Here is an 18,018-nt window from a genome sequence, read left to right as displayed (position 1 = left end):
GTGATTAAAAGAGCCGCGAATTGAGCCGATTCAACAAGTATCGACCGTCGTAGCAGCGTGGCGTGCAAATACAGGAGAACGGCGGTCGGGCGATGCTATTGATCCACGCGCGCTGACGCCTATGGATCGCTCTCTGTCGCGTTCGGCGGCGACTCGCCGACATCTTCAACGATCTCCTGCCGAAGTTTCGGTCCCTGGGCCAAGCGCCGTCCAAGGGCCGCGATGAACGCCTCGTAGCGCTTCCCGACCATGGCGCGCGCGGCCTGGGCTGCGGGCTCGGGGAGCGCCGGCGTCGTGTTGAGCCAGAACCGGATGAATACGGCCATGGTCTCGACGGAGATCCCGATGTCGCGCTCCATGCGGTTGAGACGGCGATCGATCTGGTCGAGGCGTTTGGCGACCACGGCTTCACGCCGCTCCGCGTCGTCCGGCGACAGGAAGGACGCGATGGCGGCCTCTGCGATCAGGGAGAGCGGTTGTTCGCGTCGGCCTGCATAGTCCGATAGTGTCGCCATGATGTCGGGGTCGAGATAGACGGAAATCGGCACCTTCTTCTTGCGTCCGGGCATGGTGCTACAGCTCCATGCCGTCATTGGGATCGAGCGAGACCTGGCGGGCAACGCCGCGCATGACGCGGGTCAGCCGCTGGTTGCGCGCGGCGTCGTCCTCTGTGTCGTCAGGCAAATCGATCTCAAACTCATTGTCGATCGGCGCCTTCTTTTCGATGGGGTTCACCCGGTTGAGTTCGGGCTGATGCCGACGTTCGGACTCGGTGGAATCCTCTTCGTTGTCACCGCTCGTCGTTGGCGCAGCGTTTTCGGTCATGTCCGGGCGCGCGGGGATCGGCAGCTTGCTCCAATCGTCGGGCCGACCTTCAGCAGGCCGCGCCAGCCCCGGCGGTGACATGATGCGTTCCTTGAAGCGGGCATCTTCATAGTAGCGCGCCTTCTTCGCCCGGATCGGCGGCGTCCCGGCGACCATGACGATCTCGTCGGTCGGCGGGAGCTGCATGATTTCGCCTGGTGTCAGGAGCTGACGCGCGGTCTCCGAGCGCGACACCATCAAATGGCCGAGCCAGGGCGAGAGCCGATGCCCGGCGTAGTTCTTCATCGCCTTCATCTCGGTCGCGGTTCCGAGCGCGTCGCTGACCCGCTTCGCGGTCCTTTCGTCGTTCGTCGCAAAGGAAACGCGCACATGGCAGTTGTCGAGGATCGAATTGTTCGGGCCGTAGGCCTTCTCGATCTGGTTCAGCGATTGCGCGATCAGAAAGCTCTTGAGGCCGTAGCCCGCCATGAAAGCCAGCGCGGACTCGAAGAAATCGAGGCGGCCGAGGGCGGGAAACTCGTCGAGCATGAGCAGCAGGCGATGCCGCCCGGCCTTTGCTTGCAGATCCTCGGTGAGACGGCGGCCGACCTGATTGAGGATCAGGCGTATCAGCGGCTTGGTGCGGTTGATGTCGGACGGCGGCACGACAAGGTAGAGCGTGGTCGGGAGCTTGCCGCCCACCATGTCGCTGATCCGCCAGTCGCAGCGCCGCGTCACCTCGGCCACGACAGGATCGCGGTAGAGGCCGAGAAACGACATGGCGGTGGAGAGCACGCCCGAGCGTTCGTTGTCCGATTTGTTGAGCAGCTCGCGCGCTGCGCTGGCGATGACGGGGTGCGGCCCTGCCTCGCCGAGGTGGCTGGTCTTCATCATTGCGGCAAGCGTCGACTCGATCGGGCGCTTTGGATCGGACAGGAAAGCGGCGACGCCGGCCAATGTCTTGTCGTCTTCGGCGTAGAGGACATGCAGGATGGCGCCGACCAGCAGGGCATGACTGGTCTTCTCCCAATGGTTCCGCTTTTCGAGCGAGCCTTCGGGATCGACCAGGATGTCGGCGATGTTCTGGACGTCGCGGACTTCCCATTCGCCGCGGCGCACCTCGAGCAGCGGATTGTAGGCCGACGATTTGGGGTTGGTCGGGTCGAACAGCAGAACGCGGCCATGCTGGGCGCGAAAACCGGCGGTGAGCTGCCAGTTTTCCCCTTTGATGTCGTGGACGATGGCCGAGCCCGGCCAGGTCAACAGGGACGGCACAACTAGGCCGACGCCCTTGCCCGAACGGGTCGGGGCGAAGCAAAGCACATGCTCGGGGCCGTCGTGACGGAGATAGTCGCGATCATAGCGGCCGAGCACGACACCGTCGGGACTGAGCAGGCCCGCGGCTTTCACCTCGTCCTTTTCGGCCCAGCGGGCGGAGCCGTAGGTCGCTGCGCTTTTTGCTTCGCGGGCGCGCCAGACCGACATGCCGATGGCGACGGCTATGGCGATGAAGCCGCCCGACGCCGAGATCATCCCGCCCTTGGCGAAGACCTCCGGCGCGTAAGCGTCGTAGAAATACCACCACCAGAAGAACGCCGGCGGATAGTAGATCGGCAGACCGAAGAGGTAAAACCAGGGCGCGCCGAGCTGCGCCTGAAAGCCGAGACTCCATGCGACATATTGCGTCGCCGCCCAGGTGGTGAGCAGCACGATGAGGAAAACGACGGCGATCTGGCCCCACAGGATTTTGGTCGCGGACATTGCTGCGGTCCTTTCTTCTTAGGTGATTAGAGGCCGAGCCCCCGCTTGCGGCCGAAGCTCCAGTCAACACCGCCGTCGCCGCGAGCGACCCCGGAGACGTGCTTGCCGAGCTGGCTCTCGAGGGACGGCGACCAGGGCACGAGCTGGAAGCCGAGGCCGTCATCGATCATCGCGAAGCGGCCGGATGCGAGCGTCATGCGCTGGCGATAGGTGCCGGCGACATATTCGCCATTACCGGCCGCTTTGAACGGCTGGCCTGTCTCCTTCGCAAGCCGGTCGGCAACGGCATCCACCTCGCGGCGACGAAGCGTCTCGATGAGGTTGCGGCTGAAGATGACGCGGCGGCCTTGCTGCTCGGCGAAACCTTCGTGGACCAGATGCTCCGCCCGTTGCCGCATCGCGTGCCGCACCTCGGCGCCGAAGCCGCCCTCCGACATGGCGACGGGTTCGCGGGCGATGGACTGCCGGTCGAGCCAGGTCGCGCCCGAGGCGTTCACCTGATGCTGGAGATCGAGATCGGAGCGGACGGCGAGCGCGACGCGGCGTTCGCCTCTCGCATCTTCATAGGTGCGCAGCTCGACGATCGAGCCTGGCGCGCTGTCCCCCGCCGCATCGAGATGCGGCAGACGAATATGATGGGTCCGGCCATCGACGCCGTCGACCACGGCGTAGGCCGTTCCCTTCAGCTCGTCATCGAGGCCGCGCTCGACCAGACGGCCGATGACCGGCACATCGAGGCTTTCCCCAGCCAGTACGTAGTTGCCCGAGGCGCGGTCGATACCGCGTTCGGTGAGTGCGCGGTGCATGCGCTTGATGATGTCGCCGCGTTCGCCGAGCTGGCGCAGCGTCACCTCAGCCTGATCGTCGATCATCCACTGGCCCGGTCCGACTTCACTGGCGAGGCCGAGGGCTGCGAGTTTGCGCAGGCGGCCCACCTTCTCGACGGCGTAGGCGTCGGGCTGGCGGCCGACCTCCGGAGCGACATCGATGACGCCGGTCTTTCCAGCGTCGCGGACAAGCTGCCGATCAAGCTGCGTCCAGCGCTCCGCCCCGATCTGGCGTTCGAGCGTGCGGCGAATATCGAGAACCGTGCGCGGGCCAAGCTCCTGTGTGATGAGGTCACGCGCGCGATCGCGCATGCCCTCCTTGATGTAGTCGCGCGAGATCACGAGGTCCTGGCCGTCGTCGCGGACGCCGCGCACGATCAGATGGACGTGAGGATGCTCGGTGTTCCAGTGATCGACCGCGACCCAATCGAGCCGCGTGTCCAGATCCTTTTCCATCTGGCCGACAAGATCGCGGGTGAAGGACTTGAGGTCCGACATCTCCACGGCGTCGTCCGGTGAAACGATGAAGCGGAAATGGTGGCGATCGTCCTCGCATCGCCCGGCGAAGGCGCGGCCATCAGCTTCCTCCGTTCCCGGCCCAAACAGCCGGGCCTTTTCTCCATCACGGGTCACGCCGTCGCGGCGGAGATAGTCGAGATGCGTGCCGAGCGGCGCGGTGCGGCCGGAGTGCCGCACGACGCGGGCCTTGATGACTGCGCCGCGCGTGCGCGCGGTGATGAGGCGGTTCGCCTGGATGCTGGCGCGCTGGCCGCGGCCGAAGCGCGAGCGATTGGCGGCAACGACGCGCCCGGAGCGCGAGACGCCGCCGCCCGCCTTCTTCGCCGCCGCCAGCGCCTGCGCGATGAAGGGCCGAGCTGACTGCGCGCGGGTCGATCGGATGCGCCCAGGGCGAACACGAAACTCGTGGTCATCGGCCATGACGCGAGCCCGCAATGTGCGAAAAATCGCGCTGATACAGATAGTTGGGCGTCAGGCACACATTGCCGATGAGCACGGCAATGTGCGGAGCGCGCCAAAATATCCTGCAAATACAACCGCCCGACCGACGCGCAATGTGCGGCCTTTTATCCTGCCATCGTGCGGTTGTTGTGCCTGCCTCTCCCCCTTGTGCCCTCCATGTCACGCCGGAATGCGACAGAGTGCGAAGGATACTTCCGCAGCTCATCGGGGCGCTCCACCGTCAGAGCGAGCGACCACGATAGGGGCGTTCGAGTCTTCGGCGGTATCGGGAACGCGCGCCGCGACGGAGGAGCGGCTGTCGTTCGACCGCGCGCTTTCCGATGTCGATGTTGCCGAACGAGCGTCGGCGGAACGCACGACGAAGAGCGGCGCTTCCCGCCAATCCGGCGGCGGTGGCGGCGCAACCGATGGCGCGCTCGACGGCGATGGTGCGCCTAGCTGCGGAGCCAGCAGCGCGATGTAGGCCCGAGTTTCGGCGGGCAGGGCGCGGCCGGTCTGGACGTATTCGTCGTAGCGGCCAGGCCCCGCATTGTAGGCGCCGAGCATTGCGGGGATCGTGCGATAGCGGTCGAACATTTCGCGCAGGTAAGCAGCGCCTGCGAGGATGTTGTCGCGCGGGTCGTAGGGGTCACGCCCGAGCCCATAGCGAATGCGAAGCGCGGCCCAGGTATCGGGCATGACCTGCATCAGCCCCAGCGCGCCGGCCGACGATATAGCGCGCACATCGCCGGCGCTTTCGGCGCGTTTGACGGCGACGATCCAGTGTTCGGGAATGCCGAAGCGCTGCGAGGCTTCGGTGACGAAGGTGGCGTGTGGATCGCCAGCGACCGTGCGCGCAGCCGACACGGACTGGGCAAGAGCGGCGTCTGTTGCGCCCGCTGCGAGGGCCAGGCCGGAAAGGAGAAGGAAGGCCATGCGCCGGACGGCGCGATGCCGCCCGCGCGCATCCCGATGGCTCATCGTTGGACGGGGACCGGACATCGGTCAGTCCTTCCCGGCGCGGTCGCGCGGGCGCGACCAGTGCAGCGACCAGGCATTCCCGGCGTCATCTTCGCGGAACAGATTGGCGCGGATCGGCTGCGGCAGCGCAGGGTCGTCGATCAGTACGGCAACGTATTCGCCCGCGCGCTCGCCGGTGCGTTTCCAGCCCGCGCCGATTTCCGGACCGGCTTCGGCTTTGCGATCGTCGCTGGCGTGGACACGGTAATCCGGCGCGTTCTCGGCATCGGAGGGATCTGCCGGAACGATGACGACATAGCGGAAGAGGGTGAACGTCTCCAGCTTGCCGGTGAAGCCCGTGTCCTGGCGCGTGAATTGACCAATCTGAGGCATGACTGCTTCCTTTGCGGCGGCGTTGGGAAAGCCATCGGCGAACACCGCTTCCGCCGATGGCGAGGGGTTCATCGTGTCGGCGCGCGCCATTCGAAGCGGCCCGTTCCGTCTTCGTCGGTCCACAAGGGGACAGCGCGGCCGATAATCTGATCGGTGGGCGTCAGGCCGAAGTAGCGACCGTCCAGGCTGTCGCGGACCTGCCAGTTCATCAGGAAGACTTCGCCGGTCGGGATGCGGCGGCAGCCCTGCCAGATCGGTAGGTCGCGCCCGGCGCGATCACGCGGCAGCGCATCGCCCATCTCGACGCCATCGATCGCGATGGAGGCGTTCGAACGGCAAACGGTCTGCCCGGAGACGCCGAGGATGCGCTTCAGCAGCGGAACGCCTTTGGGCAGATAGCCGCGCTCGGCCATGAAGGTCGCGAGCGGCTCGGGCGCGTCGACGGCAACGAGATCGGTGACGTCGAACGGGCCGTCGACGTCGATCGTGTAGAAGCCGATGGGGGCGCTCGCCGATGCGTTCCACAGGAGCTTGATCGGCATCGGGGTGAGCGCCGGATAGCTGATCCCCGCGGTCGCGAGAGTCATGACGAGGAAGAGACCGGCTCGCGTCACGACTGCGTCCTCCGGCGCAGGAGGAAGGCGCGATGCTGGTCGTGCGTATAGGCGCGCGGCTGATGTCCAGCCGCCATCCGGTTGTGGACGTGACGCCAGTGTTCCGGCGAAACGGCGTCCGCCTCGATGCCGATGGCTTCAATGGCATCGACGTGGCGCAGCACGTCTTCGACCTTCGGCCATCCGTCGATCCTGAGCAGGATTTCGCCGCCCGGCCGGACAAAGGGCAGCGTCTGGTAGGGCTCTCCGGGCTCGACTGCGCGCACGATATCGATGCGCGAGACGATCGTGCCGAAATCGTTGGCCGCCCATCGCACGAACGCGAATACGGTGTTCGGACGGAAGAAGATGACACGCCGGCGGCGGTCGAGGATCTGTTCATGCGCCTCACGGCCGAACCTGATCCAGTATTCGATCTTCTTCTCGATCCACGTCAGTTCGACGTGGGTCATGCTGCCATGGGGGGGCGCTGACGGCAGCGGGCCGCCGCGCATGCGGGGAGCCGCAGTGCCGGTCATGTAGGGTCTCCTGGTGTCGAGGGGAATTCACGCGCGAGCAGCTCACGCAGCATGTCGGCGACGGTGACGCCGCGCCCGAACGCGGCGATCTTGATCCGGCCGCGCAGTTCGGGGGTCACATCGATGGTGAGCCTGGCGGTGAACGCGGCAACGTCAGCGGCGCGTGGTGCGTTGTCCGCAGCCTTGATCCATTGGTCGGGATCGGCGGGGCGCGAGGCGAAGCCACGACGGGGGGATCGTTCGTTCATTGTGCGCCCCCGTCGATCCGCAGACGCAGGAGTTCATCGGCGAAGGCCGCGATCTCGCGCGCGGCCGATGTCGCATCGGCGAGTTCGGCGACCAGGCGGCCGGTCTGCGCGGCGGCGGCGAAGGCGACACGTTGGCCGATGGTGGTGGCGAGCAACGGTGGATCGTGATCGGCCAGGGTCTCGGCTGTCTCGCGGGCCAGGATGGTGCGCGCACCGCAACGATTGAGCACGAAGCGGGCGACCAGTTCCGGGCGATAGACGCGGGCTTCGCGGAGCAGCGCCAGCATCTCGGCCGATGCCCAGCCGTCGAGCGGCGACGGCTGCACCGGGATCAGCACGAGGTCGGCGGCGAGCAGCGCCGAGCGCATGAGCGCTGCGACACGCGGCGGGCCGTCGATGACGACGTGGTCGACATCGCGGGCCAGCGCCGGCGCTTCGCGGTGGAGCGTGTCGCGCGCCAGGCCGACGACGCCGAACCGGCGCGGCAGGCCCTCATGGCTGCGCTGCTCAGACCAGTCGAGGGCCGATCCCTGTGGGTCCGCATCGATCAGGGTGACGCGCTGACCGCGCCCAGCGAGTTCGCCCGCGAGGTTGAGCGCCAGCGTCGTCTTGCCGACACCGCCTTTCTGGTTGAGGAACGCGACGATCATCGCGCACCTCCAGGCCGATCGAGGAGCGGAAGCTGATCGGGGGAAGCCGGTTCGCTCTCTTTCCGGCCCGTCTGAGCGGCTGGAGCACCCTTGCGCGGTGATTTGCCGGCGGCGCGGAGGCTCGCTGCGGCGGTGCGGATGAGGTTTTCCACATCGCGCGCGCGCTCTTCAAAGTTAGATTCTTGGTTAGACTCTAAGTTAAGGGCGCGAATCCGCCCACGATTTCCAGACGTTAAGGCCGGCTTGGGTTCCTGATGGCACGAGCCTCGGGTTCCCGATGGCACGATAGGTCGGGTTCCCGATAGCACGAGGCCGTCCACAGGTTTTCCACAGGCGGCCAGTGGCTCGAAAGCCAACAGCGTGCGCCCGCCGATTTCCACTTCGAGCGACAGGAGGTAGCCGGGCAGTGGTTGGCGTCGCACGATGTCGCGCAGTTCGAAGGCGAAGCGCTTGAACGGCGACAGGCTGCCGGATTTGAGGTGGAGGTGGCGTAGGTCGAAACGCCAGCCGCCGCGCTGACGGCCTCCGTGTTTGCGCACGATGCGGTAGAGCCAGCGATCGAGGCCGCCGGTGAGATCGAAATAGGCCGGATCGATGGTGAGGATGAGCGCGTCATCGAGGACGGCCTTGTAGAACCAGTCGGGGACGATCAGCTCGATGCCATCCGGTCGTCCCTGGTGATCCGTGCGCTCCTGCCACTCGTTTATCCACGAGAAGCGGTGACGGCGGCCTTCGGCGGGCTGGCGGATCGACGTCGAGATGGTGGTCGATTGCAGCCGGTCGAGCGCGGCCTTGAGCCGCTGATAATCGCGCTTGGATGTGCCGCGCCCGACATAGGTGAGGATCTCATAGGGTGTCGCCGCCATCAGACGCGAGGTGCGCAGGCCCGCGTCGCGGGCCTCGACGATCTGGCTGGCGGCCCAGATCAGGATGTCGGCGTCCCAGATCGTGGCCATGCCATGATCGGGAACGGCCTCTACCCGGATGGAGACACCGCCCGCCGAAAAGTCGATCGGCGCTATGCGGTGCGATTTCGAGAGGGAGAAGAAGGGATAGGCCATGAGATCCTGCGCGTCTCGTGGCGCGAAGTCGCCGGGAAGCGCGCGAAACAGGTCGAGCTGCCCACGCTCCGAAGGGTCACGACGACGCACCACCATGAAAGAGACCGGCCACAATCAGCGTGCGTATCGGCCGGCGATCTGGCCGGTCGGCAGCGTCTGGCGCTTTGCGGGAAGCACGGAGCCGCGCGGATCGGACGTCGAGGTTACGGCGCCGCGCTCGGCCCAGGTCTCCAGATCGTCGACCGAATAGACGACGCGCCCGCCGAGTTTGTGATAGGCCGGACCAGTTCCGTAGGTGCGGTGTTTTTCGAGGGTGCGCGCAGACAGGCTGAGAAATTCAGCGGCTTCCTTGGTCCGCAGGTAGCGTGGCGGGAGCGCGGCGGTATCGGGTCGCATGGGGCGGGCCTCCGTGGGGTTACTGGGGGCCGCTGGCGATCAGCGGCTGACAGCGACAACGGTGGCGGAGAACCTCCGGCGGGACGGATGGGGGACTTGGGATGGCTAAATTCCCCACCCCTGTCGGTGGCGCAGGCTAGGTGCGCCGACGATGCCGAAGCAGGTGCAGATAGCCGCCATCGATGAGGGCCAATCCGGCTTCGGCGAAGGCGATCACGGCATCCCGCAGCGGCGAGGTCTTCCACGGGTCGGCATCGATGCGCACCGCGCCATAGATTGCGATGGCGATGTCGCGATAGGTCGCGCCGTTCATGCGGCCGTCAGCAGCACGAAGTTTGAGGCGAAAGCGGCGGCGCTGCTCGGCGGTCATGCGCGTGTCGCGCAATGGCGGACGTTGGAGCCAGGCGCGCGCGAGGCGTGTCAGCGCATCGATGCGATCGAGGATGTCGTCATCGATGGGGACGACCGCTGCAAGCTGGTCGTGTGCGGATATGCCGGGTTGGAAGAGTAGCTGGAGGTCGTGCTCGGGAAGACCGGTATAGGCTCCTTCAGGACCATCACGTCCCGCACCGAACCTGTCGGCGAGGCGGTTTGAGCTGGACGGCAGAAAGTTCGGCCGCGCTGTCAGAAAGAGGACGGCGGGATCGCTCTGCGGCGACCACACCACCTGTTGCTGTAGGGCAGAACGACCTGGTCTTGCAGGGAAATCGCAACCCCCAGCGCTGCTGCCTGTCGTCCGGCAGCGGCTGAGTCTCGTCGCCAGCATCGACCAGTCTGGCGTAATCGTCCTGATAAGGGCGGTATCTGCGAAGGCACTCCCAGGCGAGACCTTCGATCGGCAGTGTATCGAAGAAATCGTAGCTGCGGTCGTCTCGCCAGTTCGATGTATCGGGCCTCATCGCATCAACTCTCCCGCGTGGTGCGCGTAAGTCGAGCGTGTGATTTTTCGGGGTGCCACGAGGGTGTTGGAAGCCCGGAGGAGGGCATTGCGTGATGTCGAAAGGGCATCACGCAGGTTCGCAAGCCTCTCAGCGGTGAGCCTGTCGCAGGAGATGCCGATAGCCGGTGTGTGTCATCCAGCGGGCGCGTTCGAGATGGCTGTCATGGATGCGTCGGCAGCGTTCGGGTTCACGGGCGGGATCAAGGTCGAACAGTACCCGCACGGCTTCCTCCCAATGCGCGCCGTCAGCGGCCGCATCCAGCAAGCGCATGTATAGTTTGGCGTGCGACTTGTCGTAATCGGTGAGATCTTGCCCCGATGGCGCGAGGTCCTGGAATGGTGCGGTCATGGTGCAGACTCGGCGAATATGCGGTGCCGTCTATTAACCATGTTTGATCCGAAATAGAGGCAGTGCGAGTGATGAGGAAGCTGGCTGCCCACAGGTCAGCGTAAGCCTGTAGATCGGTTCGGCTTGTTTCCGCGATCATCGACCAGCAGCACTCCTTGCCCTCGGTCGGTCGACAGGAAGACGATGCCGGCAGCTTCCAAGGCCCTGCGTGCCTGATCGCGCGTCGTCTCGTACACATCGAGCCCGCTTTCGGATTCGAGGCGCTTGAGCGCGGTCAGCGATAGGCGGGCCTTGTCAGCGAGCGTCTCCTGTGTCCAACCCAGCAACGCGCGTGCGGCCCGTGATTGTCGGGCGGTGATCATGCATGATCACCTCCCATCGCAACCGGCGCGCGCTCCAGAACTACGGCTATTTTAGTCGTATTGGCCCGCTTCTGCCAGCTCAAAGCGGTTGCCGAAGGGCCGTGTCGTGCTGGCGCCGATTTGCTGATTCGGGCAAACGAGGCGCTGTCGTCAGTGAAGCGAAGGTTCTGCGGGCTGGCTTTTGCAGCAAAGCTGGAGCGCGCGCCTTCGGTGTGACCCGACTATTTGGGGCACGCATCTGCGATCGGGTGCGATTTGAGCAGGAAGGCGGCCCCGACCTTTCGGCCGGGGCCTCGTGACGCCGCCTCAGTCTGCGCGGCGGCCGTTGGGGCGGGACCAGATCAGTGAGTAACCTTCGCCGTCTTCGTCATCGAAGAGGTTGGCGTAGATCGGAGCGTTGAAGCTCGGATCGTCGAGCTTGAGGCCCAGATAGTCGCGGCCCTCGTTGGAGCGCTTGGACCAGGCGGCGCCGATCTCGGCGCGGCCGACCAGGACCCGGTGGCTGGGGGCGTTCTCGCCGCTGGCGCGCAGGTCGGGGACGATGCGCACGCCCTTGGCCTGGACGCTGAGGGTGACGATTTCGCCGCCGAATTCGTTCGAGCCGGTCTTCTTGAAGGTGCCGATGGTCGCCATTGTAAGTCTCCGTTTTCCGTTTCGAGCCCGCACCATTGCGGCCTCGATGGCGATCGACCGGACGGAGGCGAGCGACGACACATCGCTTGCGACCGCAGCAAAGCGGAGGATGGCGCAGGCGCGACTTTGTTGTTTCGCGAGGAATGACGGCGCAGCCGGCAGGGGGAGAAAGTCGGGGCCAGCCGTTGTGGCTTAGGCGCTCGAGGCAAAGCCGTCCTTCGGCCAGATCAGGCCATTGAAGAGGCCGTTCTGGCGCGGGTGCTGGACGGATCGACGGCGGAGACGGCGGCGACCTTCGCATTGGCCCGGGAAGTCCGACCGGCGATCACAGGCGTAAACCTCCTTCGAACAGGCCTGCGCTGCGCATTTCGCCATTCCGCCAGCTCTGACGAAGCACCTCGACGCTGAGGATCTGCCGGCCACGATGTCGTTGCCGCCCCGACGCGCTCCATCGTTCCGTGACAGGTGGGCGCAGCCGATGCTTCGCGATGCCGCTTCCCCATCGGGCGGCCAGATGACGTGGGGGACAAAGGCTATGTGCCGCTGGATCCCGCCGCGATGGGCGCTGCGGGTTTAGGCGTGGGACACATGCCCGCCAGACGGGCCGGAGGCCGCCATTCCAGTGATGCGCACGAAGGCGGCGATGCCGACCGCGATCGCTCCGATGACCGAGAACACGGTCTGCCATGTATCCGACGGCATGGTGTGTTTCACGATGCCATGGGTGGCATGGAATCCCGCGACGACGGCCGGGGCGACGAAGGCTGCGGCGATGAGCAGGCGTGCCCAGGTCGGACGGACGGTGGCGAGCAGGAATTGGCCGATGCCGAAGGTCAGGCCCGCGGCGACAAAGCCGACGACAATCGCGCCGAGCCAGCCCGCGCCGGTGCCGTAGGCCCATGTGCCGGCAGTCACGCCCGCGAAGAACGGAAGAGCGAACACCGCAAGCGTGAAGAGGAGCCAGCAGAGGAAGCCGATGGCGGCGATGCTGAGGAAAATGCCGATGAAGATCATGGTGGTGTCTTTCGTCAAATGTCAGACGGACGCGCCTCCACCACCACCACGGCGCACATGCGAGGTTAGCAGAATTCGAGCCGCGGGGGGAGCAGAAGCGTGAAGCGTCCGCCGACGGCGCGACCCGGTTCGCCCCATCAGGCGAAGGGGTCGATTTCGCCGACGATGGCGTTTTCATCGCCATCATATTCCGAGGCCGGGGTGACGGAGAGCGTGCCGTCTCCGGCGCGATAGATGACGATGGCCGCCATCAGGGTGGTAGCGAGGCTGAAGGCGAAGGCGTGAGCGGTTTGGAAGGACATCGACCTGGCTCCTGTTTGAGCGGAGGTCCATCCCCCGCTGACAGGCGCCCGAAGAGTTCGGCCGGTGGCCGCAATCACCGCGTAGGCGAAGCCGGAGCGGCGGCACGCTATGCGTAGTCCGACCCTTTACGGGTTGATGGCGTCAGGCCATCGGCTGAACCCAAGGATCAGCGTCTTGAAGCGGGGGTGGTCGTCCGATCAGGAGACCGGATTGTCTGCATGCCGCGACAACTGTTGCCGCCGGCTCGGCTGACCTCTCCTGCGCTGCCGGTGGCCGGATGTCAGCGCCCGGCCTTCCAGGGATCGATCACCGTGACATTCGCGGCCTCGAATGCGCTGCTGTCGCGCGTGGCGACGGCAAACCCCTTGGCGGCTGCGATCGCCGCGATGTAGCCGTCGGGAGTAGGGAAGCCTTTCCCGGCCGCTCGGGCTTTGACGGCGAGATCCGCATAGCGGCGCGCAGCATCGACATCGAACGGGAGGACGCGGTCTGCGAACAGTTCCATCACCCCATCCAGGGCTTCGGTGAGACGCTCCTTGCGCTTGCCGGCGGGGAGCGCGCCGATGCCGAACATCAGTTCGGCGATGGTGACGCTGGAGAGAAAGAGTGTTTCCGCCGCCTGCTCGTCGAGCCATGCGCGCACGGCCTCGTCGGGAGCGGGCTTCATCGCCTCCGATACGACATTGGTGTCGAGGAGGATCATTCGAAGCTCATCGGCTTGGCGGGCGCCTTGTCACGAGCCTGGTCGAGGGCCTCGACATCCTCATTGGTCAAGCCGAGGCGGCGGCTGCGTTCCGCGAGCGCCGTGCCGAGCCGGAGGCGCGTATCGGGGCGGACAGCCATTTCGAGAATGTCGCGCATTTCCGCTTCGGCGCTGCGGCCGTGCTGCGCCGCCCGCACCTTGAGGGCGCGATGCGTCGCGTCGGACAGATTCCTGATCGTAACTGCGGGCATGATAGCGCCTCCTGCAAGTTTGATAGCGGTGATAGCATAATATAAAAATTGCCATCATTTTCAAGGCGGCCGGTCCCGGCGGCGCTTACGCGCCGCCCGAGCCGAACCGATAGACCGGGATGCCCATCTTGCGGGCCTTGTCGGCCAGGTTGTCCTGAATGCCCGTGCCGGGGAAGATCACGACCCCGATCGGCACGATGCTGAGCATCTGGTCATTGCGTTTGAACGGTGCGGCCTTGGCGTGCTTCGTCCAGTCCGGCTTGAAGGCGACCTGCGGCACCTTGCGGCTGTCGGCCCAGCGGGAAGCGATCTTTTCGGCGCCTTTCGGCGAGCCGCCATGCAGCAGCACCATGTCGGGGTGCTTGGTATGGATCTGATCGAGCTTGGCCCAGATCTGCTTGTGGTCGGCGGTGTCGCCGCCCGAGAAGGCGATCTTCGGGCCGGCGGGTACGAGTACATCGGTATCCGCACGCCTCCTGGCGGCGAGGAAATCCCGGCTGTCGATCAGCGACGCGGTGAGGTGGCGATGGTTGACCCGTGATCCGGTGCGTTGCGACCAGGGTGAGCCGGTGGCGACGAGGTAGCGGCCAGCGGCGGCTTCGCGGAAGGTTTCCATGCCGTCGCGGCGGTCGATCAGGTTCATGCCGATGTCTATGAGGCGCTCGAGCTGAAGGGACTTCACCTCGGAGCCATCCTGTTCGCGCTGAAGCTGCCTTTGCGCCTGCTCGTTGTCGTCGAGCTTCTGTTCGATGCGGTCCACGGCGCGGTGGAACATATTGACGGTCGACCAGAGGAGATCGGGGAGATCGAAGTCGAGGCTGGTGTCGGTGATCGTGGCGACCAGGGCGTCGAAGATGTCGGCGACGGCGCCTTCGATGATGCGGTCTTCCGGTGGCGGGCGCTGGTCCAACTCGTCTTCGGAGGGACGGTAGCCGTGGAGCTGCAAGTCCTGGATCAGATGGTCGGTCGGGGATGACTCGTGGTGCGGTTCGTAGTCGTCGTGCTCGCTCATGGGATGCTCCGTCGGCAAGGACCGCGACCGTCGCGGCCTTCATGGCGACGAAGCCGTCGGGCGGGACGGACCTGCACCCGGAGCGAAGCGTAGGGCCGAAGCGCCAGCGGAGGATGGCAAAGGCCGGCGATTTTGTTTCGCGATGGAAAGGCGCGGGTTCGGGGTCCCCGCGCGGCCTGCCGCGTGGGGTGGACATGCGCCGCCGGAAAATCGTCGGCCGCAGCCATTGCTGATCCGGCACGGCTGATGGCCGATCGCCCTCTCGAAGGCCGAGGCGCGGTCTTTTTGTCGTCACTGGCGCATCGTTGCGGCATGGGGGCTGCGCGCCACCTGTCAGCCCCTTCCGGCTAAGCGGCAAGGTCGATGAAGCGTGCGACGTCCTCTGGAGCGAGCTGCACTCGAACGCCTGCCCGAAGCGCTTCGATACCGAGCCGCCGGAGATCCTCGTTGAAGTCCCCGAATGCCGGCGACAATGGGATGGCCTCGATTCCCTCGGCGTTCGCCCGTTCGATCAGTATGTCCCACGCGCCGTCACCGGCCGGATCGTCGTCTCGGACGATATAGAGCCGCCGCAAAGTCGCGGGGAACAGGATGGCGGCCAGATGCGCTGCCGAAAGCGCCGGCGCCATCGCCATATCGGGCAGGACCTGCCGGAGCGACAGCATGGTCTCGATACCTTCGCCTGCCGCCATCACGCTGCCGGGCGCACCGATGCGGACGGCATTGCCGAGGAGATCGCCCATCGCCTTGCGCGGTGTGTCGATGGGGGCTTTGTCGGAGCCGTCAGGCGCAAGCCAGGTGCGGTGCGCGCCGGTGATCTTGCCAGCGAGGTCGGTGACGGCGGCGATCATGGCGGGCCAGGTCTCGGTCGGGCCATCGTCGGGCTTGTAGTAGCAGCGAGGGTGGAAGCGCAGGTTTCCGGTTCCGTGCAAAAGCACAATGCCGCGTCTGCGCAGATAGGTCTGCACGATGGTCCCGGTGATCGGTTGCGTCATGGCGATGAGACGGCGTGCCGCCTCGGGCGACCCCGATGGCGCTGGCGCCAGTCCGCGGCGTGATGCCGGCTCGGGTTCGGGATGCGGCAGGCTGAGGAAGGTGCGCGCCTCTTGAGCAACGTCTGCGAAGTCGATGAGGCCGAGCGATTCCCGGATGATGTCGAGAAGGTCGCCATGTTCGCCGGTGGCGGCGTCGGTCCATTTGCCCGCTGGTCCCTTCGGGGTGTCGCGCAGGCGCACGAACATGGAGCGGCCTGCGACATTGCGAGCATCGCCAACCCGCCAGTAGTTGCCCTGCCGGTGGCCGTTGGAGAGATAGTGGCGGCAGACCGCCTCGGCCTGTCGGCCGAGACTGTGTGCCAGTTCAGAAGCGTCCTGCCGAGCCATCACGCTGCCTCACGCTCGCTGATCCGCTCGACCGGATAGGTGGCGAGCAGCTTGCCGATGATGGCGGGACCAGAGGCATCGACCGGAACGAAGAAGCGCAGCTTCCACGAGATGATCTCGCTGAAGAGGCCATAGGCGCGCAGGCGATCCCGCATGGTGTCGGTGAAGCCGGACAGTTCGATCCGGTTCGCGCCCATGACGCGCGCGCGGCGAAGCTGGAGCCCGCTGGCCAAGTCGAGTATGGTGCGACCATCCACCAGAGCGGCATAGGCATCATCGCTGCTGAGGTTGGCCGTTCCCGTCGAGGCGGCATTCATGGCCCAAGCAGGCGAAACCCGCCGCCCGATGATGCGTTCGCCATCATCGGTCTGGAGCCGATAGACGCGCGTCGACTCGTTCGGCAGGCGTTTCCACACCGGCAGGAGCAAACCGCTGACCATGTGGATGGCACCGTCGGTATAGGCTGGCACTTCGGCGACTTCACGTTGCCAGACCGCTGCAAAGCTGTCGCGAGCGGCTTCCTGCCAATGGCTGTCTTCCATCATGGCGAGGCTTGCGTGGTGCTGCTCCATCGGCCGGATCAGGCGGACGCGACGTTCGATCTCGCCATCGTCGAGCATGATGGACGGCGCCGGCACCTGGACAGCAGCGTGTCCCGACCGCGCGTTGATGAGCAGCCGGGCATGCGGATCGTCGAGCCAGTCGAGCGCCGTATCGAGCGTGGTTGGCTGGTTTCGGCGGCGCTCGGTGATGGTGAGCAGCCGCGTCTGCGCGCCCGTTGCCGGATGGGTGTAGATGGTCGTGCGCTCAGCGACGACGAAACTTTCCGCCGTCAGCGTTTCCAGCCCGACATCATAAACGCCGCTGGCGATGGCTCCGGACACCTTGGCGTCGAGTAATTGCTCGAAGGCGGTGAAGAGTATGCCCTGAAGCTCGATGGTCAGCGCCAGCAGGCGGTTGAGGAACGTGGTGATCGGCGGCAACTCGTCCTTGATGCCGTTGTCATCGGTCAACTTCAGGCCGGTCGCGGACTCGAAGCGACCCAGCGAGCAACCCTCGACCTTGCCGCGCACGATCAGGAGGTAGAGCTGGCGCAGCGCATCGCGGGCGTAGCTCGATTCCAGATTGTCCTCGGGCCGGAACAGGCCCTGGCCGCCGGTCTGGCGCTGACCGCGCGTGATCGCGCCCAGCGTATCGAGCCGGCGCGCGATCGTGGACAGGAAGCGTTTCTCGGCTTTGACGTTCGTGGCGATCGGGCGGAACAGCGGCGGCTGCGCCTGGTTGGTGCGATTGGTGCGGCCCAGACCCTGGATGGCGGCGTCGGCCTTCCATCCGGGTTCGAGCAGATAATGCACGCGCAGACGCCGGTTCTTCGCCGACAGTTCTGCGTGATAGCTGCGGCCGGTGCCGCCGGCGTCGCTGAACACGAGAACGCGCTTCAGATCGTCCATGAACGCGGCCGTCTCGGCAAGGTTGGCGGATGGCGCGCGGTTTTCGACGGCGAAGCGTTCCCCCTTGCGGACGATGCGCCGGGAGCGGCCCGTCACCTCGGAGACCATATCTGTGCCGAAGCGCTGTACGATCTGGTCGAGCGCCCCCGGGACGGGTGGTAAAGACGCAAGACGTTCGATCAGCTCGTCCCGGCGCGCGACAGCTTCGCGGCTCTCGACGGGGTGGCCATCGCGATAGACCGGGCGCGAGGACAGATTGCCCTCGCCATCCGTGAACGGCTCGTAGAGTTGGACCGGAAAGGAATGGGCCAGATAGTCCAGAACATATTCTTTGCAGTCGCAGTTTATGTCGAGCGTGGCGGCGGGAGGCGCAGGTTTCCTTCGGTTTTCCATGATTTCACTCCAGATAACTACGGTTCCGTCGAC

23 protein-coding genes are annotated in these 18,018 nt (G+C 65.7%); all 23 read right to left on the bottom strand.

The features are described from left to right. Window positions 1–119: 119 nt before the first annotated feature. On the bottom strand, window positions 120–569 hold the full coding sequence (locus tag DI606_RS07625) for a CopG family transcriptional regulator (RefSeq protein WP_160987306.1): 450 nt from the start codon (window positions 567–569) through the stop codon (window positions 120–122). Between the two features lie 4 nt (window positions 570–573). Beyond that, window positions 574–2,565, bottom strand: coding sequence for a conjugal transfer protein TraG (locus DI606_RS07620; RefSeq protein ID WP_160987305.1), 1,992 nt, complete (start codon window positions 2,563–2,565; stop codon window positions 574–576). 26 nt (window positions 2,566–2,591) lie between these two features. Further along, complete coding sequence (locus DI606_RS07615; RefSeq protein ID WP_293981145.1) at window positions 2,592–4,331, bottom strand: VirD2 family relaxase/mobilization nuclease; 1,740 nt, start codon at window positions 4,329–4,331, stop codon at window positions 2,592–2,594. Between the two features lie 243 nt (window positions 4,332–4,574). Then, window positions 4,575–5,354 (bottom strand): lytic transglycosylase domain-containing protein, encoded by a 780-nt coding sequence (locus DI606_RS07610; protein ID WP_160987304.1) that lies wholly within the window; start codon window positions 5,352–5,354, stop codon window positions 4,575–4,577. Window positions 5,355–5,357: 3 nt separating this feature from the next. After that, on the bottom strand, window positions 5,358–5,705 hold the full coding sequence (locus DI606_RS07605) for a DUF736 domain-containing protein (protein WP_160987322.1): 348 nt from the start codon (window positions 5,703–5,705) through the stop codon (window positions 5,358–5,360). Window positions 5,706–5,773: 68 nt separating this feature from the next. Beyond that, window positions 5,774–6,292 carry a S26 family signal peptidase gene (locus tag DI606_RS07600; protein ID WP_202408392.1) on the bottom strand — a complete coding sequence of 173 codons (519 nt, stop codon included), beginning with the start codon at window positions 6,290–6,292 and terminating at the stop codon, window positions 5,774–5,776. Between the two features lie 23 nt (window positions 6,293–6,315). Continuing rightward, entirely contained in the window at window positions 6,316–6,813 is a 498-nt protein-coding gene (locus tag DI606_RS07595; RefSeq protein ID WP_272916694.1) for a DUF2840 domain-containing protein, read from the bottom strand. A 20-nt stretch (window positions 6,814–6,833) separates the two neighbouring features. Next, complete coding sequence (locus tag DI606_RS07590; protein ID WP_047820995.1) at window positions 6,834–7,085, bottom strand: hypothetical protein; 252 nt, start codon at window positions 7,083–7,085, stop codon at window positions 6,834–6,836. After that, window positions 7,082–7,735 (bottom strand): ParA family partition ATPase, encoded by a 654-nt coding sequence (gene parA, locus DI606_RS07585; protein WP_047820994.1) that lies wholly within the window; start codon window positions 7,733–7,735, stop codon window positions 7,082–7,084. Before parA ends, DI606_RS07590 begins: the two co-directional genes overlap by 4 nt. Beyond that, complete coding sequence (locus DI606_RS07580; RefSeq protein ID WP_293981136.1) at window positions 7,732–8,892, bottom strand: replication initiator protein A; 1,161 nt, start codon at window positions 8,890–8,892, stop codon at window positions 7,732–7,734. Before DI606_RS07580 ends, parA begins: the two co-directional genes overlap by 4 nt. Window positions 8,893–8,910: 18 nt before the next feature. Continuing rightward, a complete protein-coding gene (locus tag DI606_RS07575; protein ID WP_012110094.1) occupies window positions 8,911–9,192 on the bottom strand; it encodes a helix-turn-helix domain-containing protein in 282 nt (93 codons plus the stop codon). A 136-nt stretch (window positions 9,193–9,328) separates the two neighbouring features. After that, on the bottom strand, window positions 9,329–9,856 hold the full coding sequence (locus DI606_RS07570) for a DUF2285 domain-containing protein (RefSeq protein ID WP_293981132.1): 528 nt from the start codon (window positions 9,854–9,856) through the stop codon (window positions 9,329–9,331). Further along, window positions 9,750–10,091, bottom strand: a complete 342-nt coding sequence (locus tag DI606_RS20325; protein WP_367119461.1) for a DUF6499 domain-containing protein — start codon at window positions 10,089–10,091, stop codon at window positions 9,750–9,752. The genes DI606_RS07570 and DI606_RS20325 overlap by 107 nt, the downstream gene beginning before the upstream one ends. A 129-nt stretch (window positions 10,092–10,220) precedes the next feature. Next, window positions 10,221–10,481 (bottom strand): DUF2285 domain-containing protein, encoded by a 261-nt coding sequence (locus tag DI606_RS07565; protein ID WP_047820991.1) that lies wholly within the window; start codon window positions 10,479–10,481, stop codon window positions 10,221–10,223. 95 nt (window positions 10,482–10,576) lie between these two features. Further along, window positions 10,577–10,843: a helix-turn-helix transcriptional regulator gene (locus tag DI606_RS07560; RefSeq protein ID WP_045811379.1), complete on the bottom strand. Its 267-nt coding sequence runs from the start codon at window positions 10,841–10,843 to the stop codon at window positions 10,577–10,579. Between the two features lie 306 nt (window positions 10,844–11,149). Beyond that, window positions 11,150–11,476: a DUF736 domain-containing protein gene (locus DI606_RS07555; RefSeq protein WP_041535876.1), complete on the bottom strand. Its 327-nt coding sequence runs from the start codon at window positions 11,474–11,476 to the stop codon at window positions 11,150–11,152. A 573-nt stretch (window positions 11,477–12,049) separates the two neighbouring features. Next, window positions 12,050–12,490, bottom strand: coding sequence for a hypothetical protein (locus tag DI606_RS07550; protein ID WP_160987301.1), 441 nt, complete (start codon window positions 12,488–12,490; stop codon window positions 12,050–12,052). 137 nt (window positions 12,491–12,627) lie between these two features. Beyond that, window positions 12,628–12,792: a hypothetical protein gene (locus DI606_RS07545; protein WP_182926515.1), complete on the bottom strand. Its 165-nt coding sequence runs from the start codon at window positions 12,790–12,792 to the stop codon at window positions 12,628–12,630. 281 nt (window positions 12,793–13,073) lie between these two features. Then, complete coding sequence (locus DI606_RS07540) at window positions 13,074–13,496, bottom strand: type II toxin-antitoxin system VapC family toxin (protein ID WP_160987300.1); 423 nt, start codon at window positions 13,494–13,496, stop codon at window positions 13,074–13,076. Beyond that, on the bottom strand, window positions 13,493–13,747 hold the full coding sequence (locus DI606_RS07535; RefSeq protein ID WP_012110103.1) for a plasmid stabilization protein: 255 nt from the start codon (window positions 13,745–13,747) through the stop codon (window positions 13,493–13,495). The genes DI606_RS07540 and DI606_RS07535 overlap by 4 nt, the downstream gene beginning before the upstream one ends. A gap of 85 nt (window positions 13,748–13,832) precedes the next feature. Then, window positions 13,833–14,759 carry a DUF2493 domain-containing protein gene (locus tag DI606_RS07530; protein ID WP_047820987.1) on the bottom strand — a complete coding sequence of 309 codons (927 nt, stop codon included), beginning with the start codon at window positions 14,757–14,759 and terminating at the stop codon, window positions 13,833–13,835. 347 nt (window positions 14,760–15,106) lie between these two features. Continuing rightward, the gene (locus DI606_RS07525) at window positions 15,107–16,141 is read right to left on the bottom strand and encodes a toprim domain-containing protein (RefSeq protein ID WP_047820985.1); all 1,035 of its coding nucleotides are present in this window, start codon (window positions 16,139–16,141) and stop codon (window positions 15,107–15,109) included. Then, window positions 16,141–18,018 (bottom strand): strawberry notch C-terminal domain-containing protein (locus tag DI606_RS07520; protein ID WP_293981105.1); only part of this gene is annotated, 1,878 nt, incomplete at its 5' end. The genes DI606_RS07520 and DI606_RS07525, both read right to left, overlap by 1 nt.

It is taken from the genome of Sphingobium sp. (genome assembly GCF_003248505.1).
In the GTDB taxonomy this organism is placed as follows: domain Bacteria; phylum Pseudomonadota; class Alphaproteobacteria; order Sphingomonadales; family Sphingomonadaceae; genus Sphingobium.
Note: the sequence above shows the minus strand (reverse complement) of the source record. Positions and strands in the feature narration are given on the sequence as shown.

Coding starts and splice junctions, on each gene's coding strand:
- DI606_RS07625 (WP_160987306.1), bottom strand. CDS start 569: ATGCCCGGACGCAAGAAGAAGGTGCCGATTTCCGTCTATCTCGACCCC.
- DI606_RS07620 (WP_160987305.1), bottom strand. CDS start 2,565: ATGTCCGCGACCAAAATCCTGTGGGGCCAGATCGCCGTCGTTTTCCTC.
- DI606_RS07615 (WP_293981145.1), bottom strand. CDS start 4,331: ATGGCCGATGACCACGAGTTTCGTGTTCGCCCTGGGCGCATCCGATCG.
- DI606_RS07610 (WP_160987304.1), bottom strand. CDS start 5,354: ATGTCCGGTCCCCGTCCAACGATGAGCCATCGGGATGCGCGCGGGCGG.
- DI606_RS07605 (WP_160987322.1), bottom strand. CDS start 5,705: ATGCCTCAGATTGGTCAATTCACGCGCCAGGACACGGGCTTCACCGGC.
- DI606_RS07600 (WP_202408392.1), bottom strand. CDS start 6,292: ATGACTCTCGCGACCGCGGGGATCAGCTATCCGGCGCTCACCCCGATG.
- DI606_RS07595 (WP_272916694.1), bottom strand. CDS start 6,813: ATGCGCGGCGGCCCGCTGCCGTCAGCGCCCCCCCATGGCAGCATGACC.
- DI606_RS07590 (WP_047820995.1), bottom strand. CDS start 7,085: ATGAACGAACGATCCCCCCGTCGTGGCTTCGCCTCGCGCCCCGCCGAT.
- parA (WP_047820994.1), bottom strand. CDS start 7,735: ATGATCGTCGCGTTCCTCAACCAGAAAGGCGGTGTCGGCAAGACGACG.
- DI606_RS07580 (WP_293981136.1), bottom strand. CDS start 8,892: ATGGTGGTGCGTCGTCGTGACCCTTCGGAGCGTGGGCAGCTCGACCTG.
- DI606_RS07575 (WP_012110094.1), bottom strand. CDS start 9,192: ATGCGACCCGATACCGCCGCGCTCCCGCCACGCTACCTGCGGACCAAG.
- DI606_RS20325 (WP_367119461.1), bottom strand. CDS start 10,091: ATGAGGCCCGATACATCGAACTGGCGAGACGACCGCAGCTACGATTTC.
- DI606_RS07565 (WP_047820991.1), bottom strand. CDS start 10,481: ATGACCGCACCATTCCAGGACCTCGCGCCATCGGGGCAAGATCTCACC.
- DI606_RS07560 (WP_045811379.1), bottom strand. CDS start 10,843: ATGATCACCGCCCGACAATCACGGGCCGCACGCGCGTTGCTGGGTTGG.
- DI606_RS07555 (WP_041535876.1), bottom strand. CDS start 11,476: ATGGCGACCATCGGCACCTTCAAGAAGACCGGCTCGAACGAATTCGGC.
- DI606_RS07550 (WP_160987301.1), bottom strand. CDS start 12,490: ATGATCTTCATCGGCATTTTCCTCAGCATCGCCGCCATCGGCTTCCTC.
- DI606_RS07545 (WP_182926515.1), bottom strand. CDS start 12,792: ATGTCCTTCCAAACCGCTCACGCCTTCGCCTTCAGCCTCGCTACCACC.
- DI606_RS07540 (WP_160987300.1), bottom strand. CDS start 13,496: ATGATCCTCCTCGACACCAATGTCGTATCGGAGGCGATGAAGCCCGCT.
- DI606_RS07535 (WP_012110103.1), bottom strand. CDS start 13,747: ATGCCCGCAGTTACGATCAGGAATCTGTCCGACGCGACGCATCGCGCC.
- DI606_RS07530 (WP_047820987.1), bottom strand. CDS start 14,759: ATGAGCGAGCACGACGACTACGAACCGCACCACGAGTCATCCCCGACC.
- DI606_RS07525 (WP_047820985.1), bottom strand. CDS start 16,141: ATGGCTCGGCAGGACGCTTCTGAACTGGCACACAGTCTCGGCCGACAG.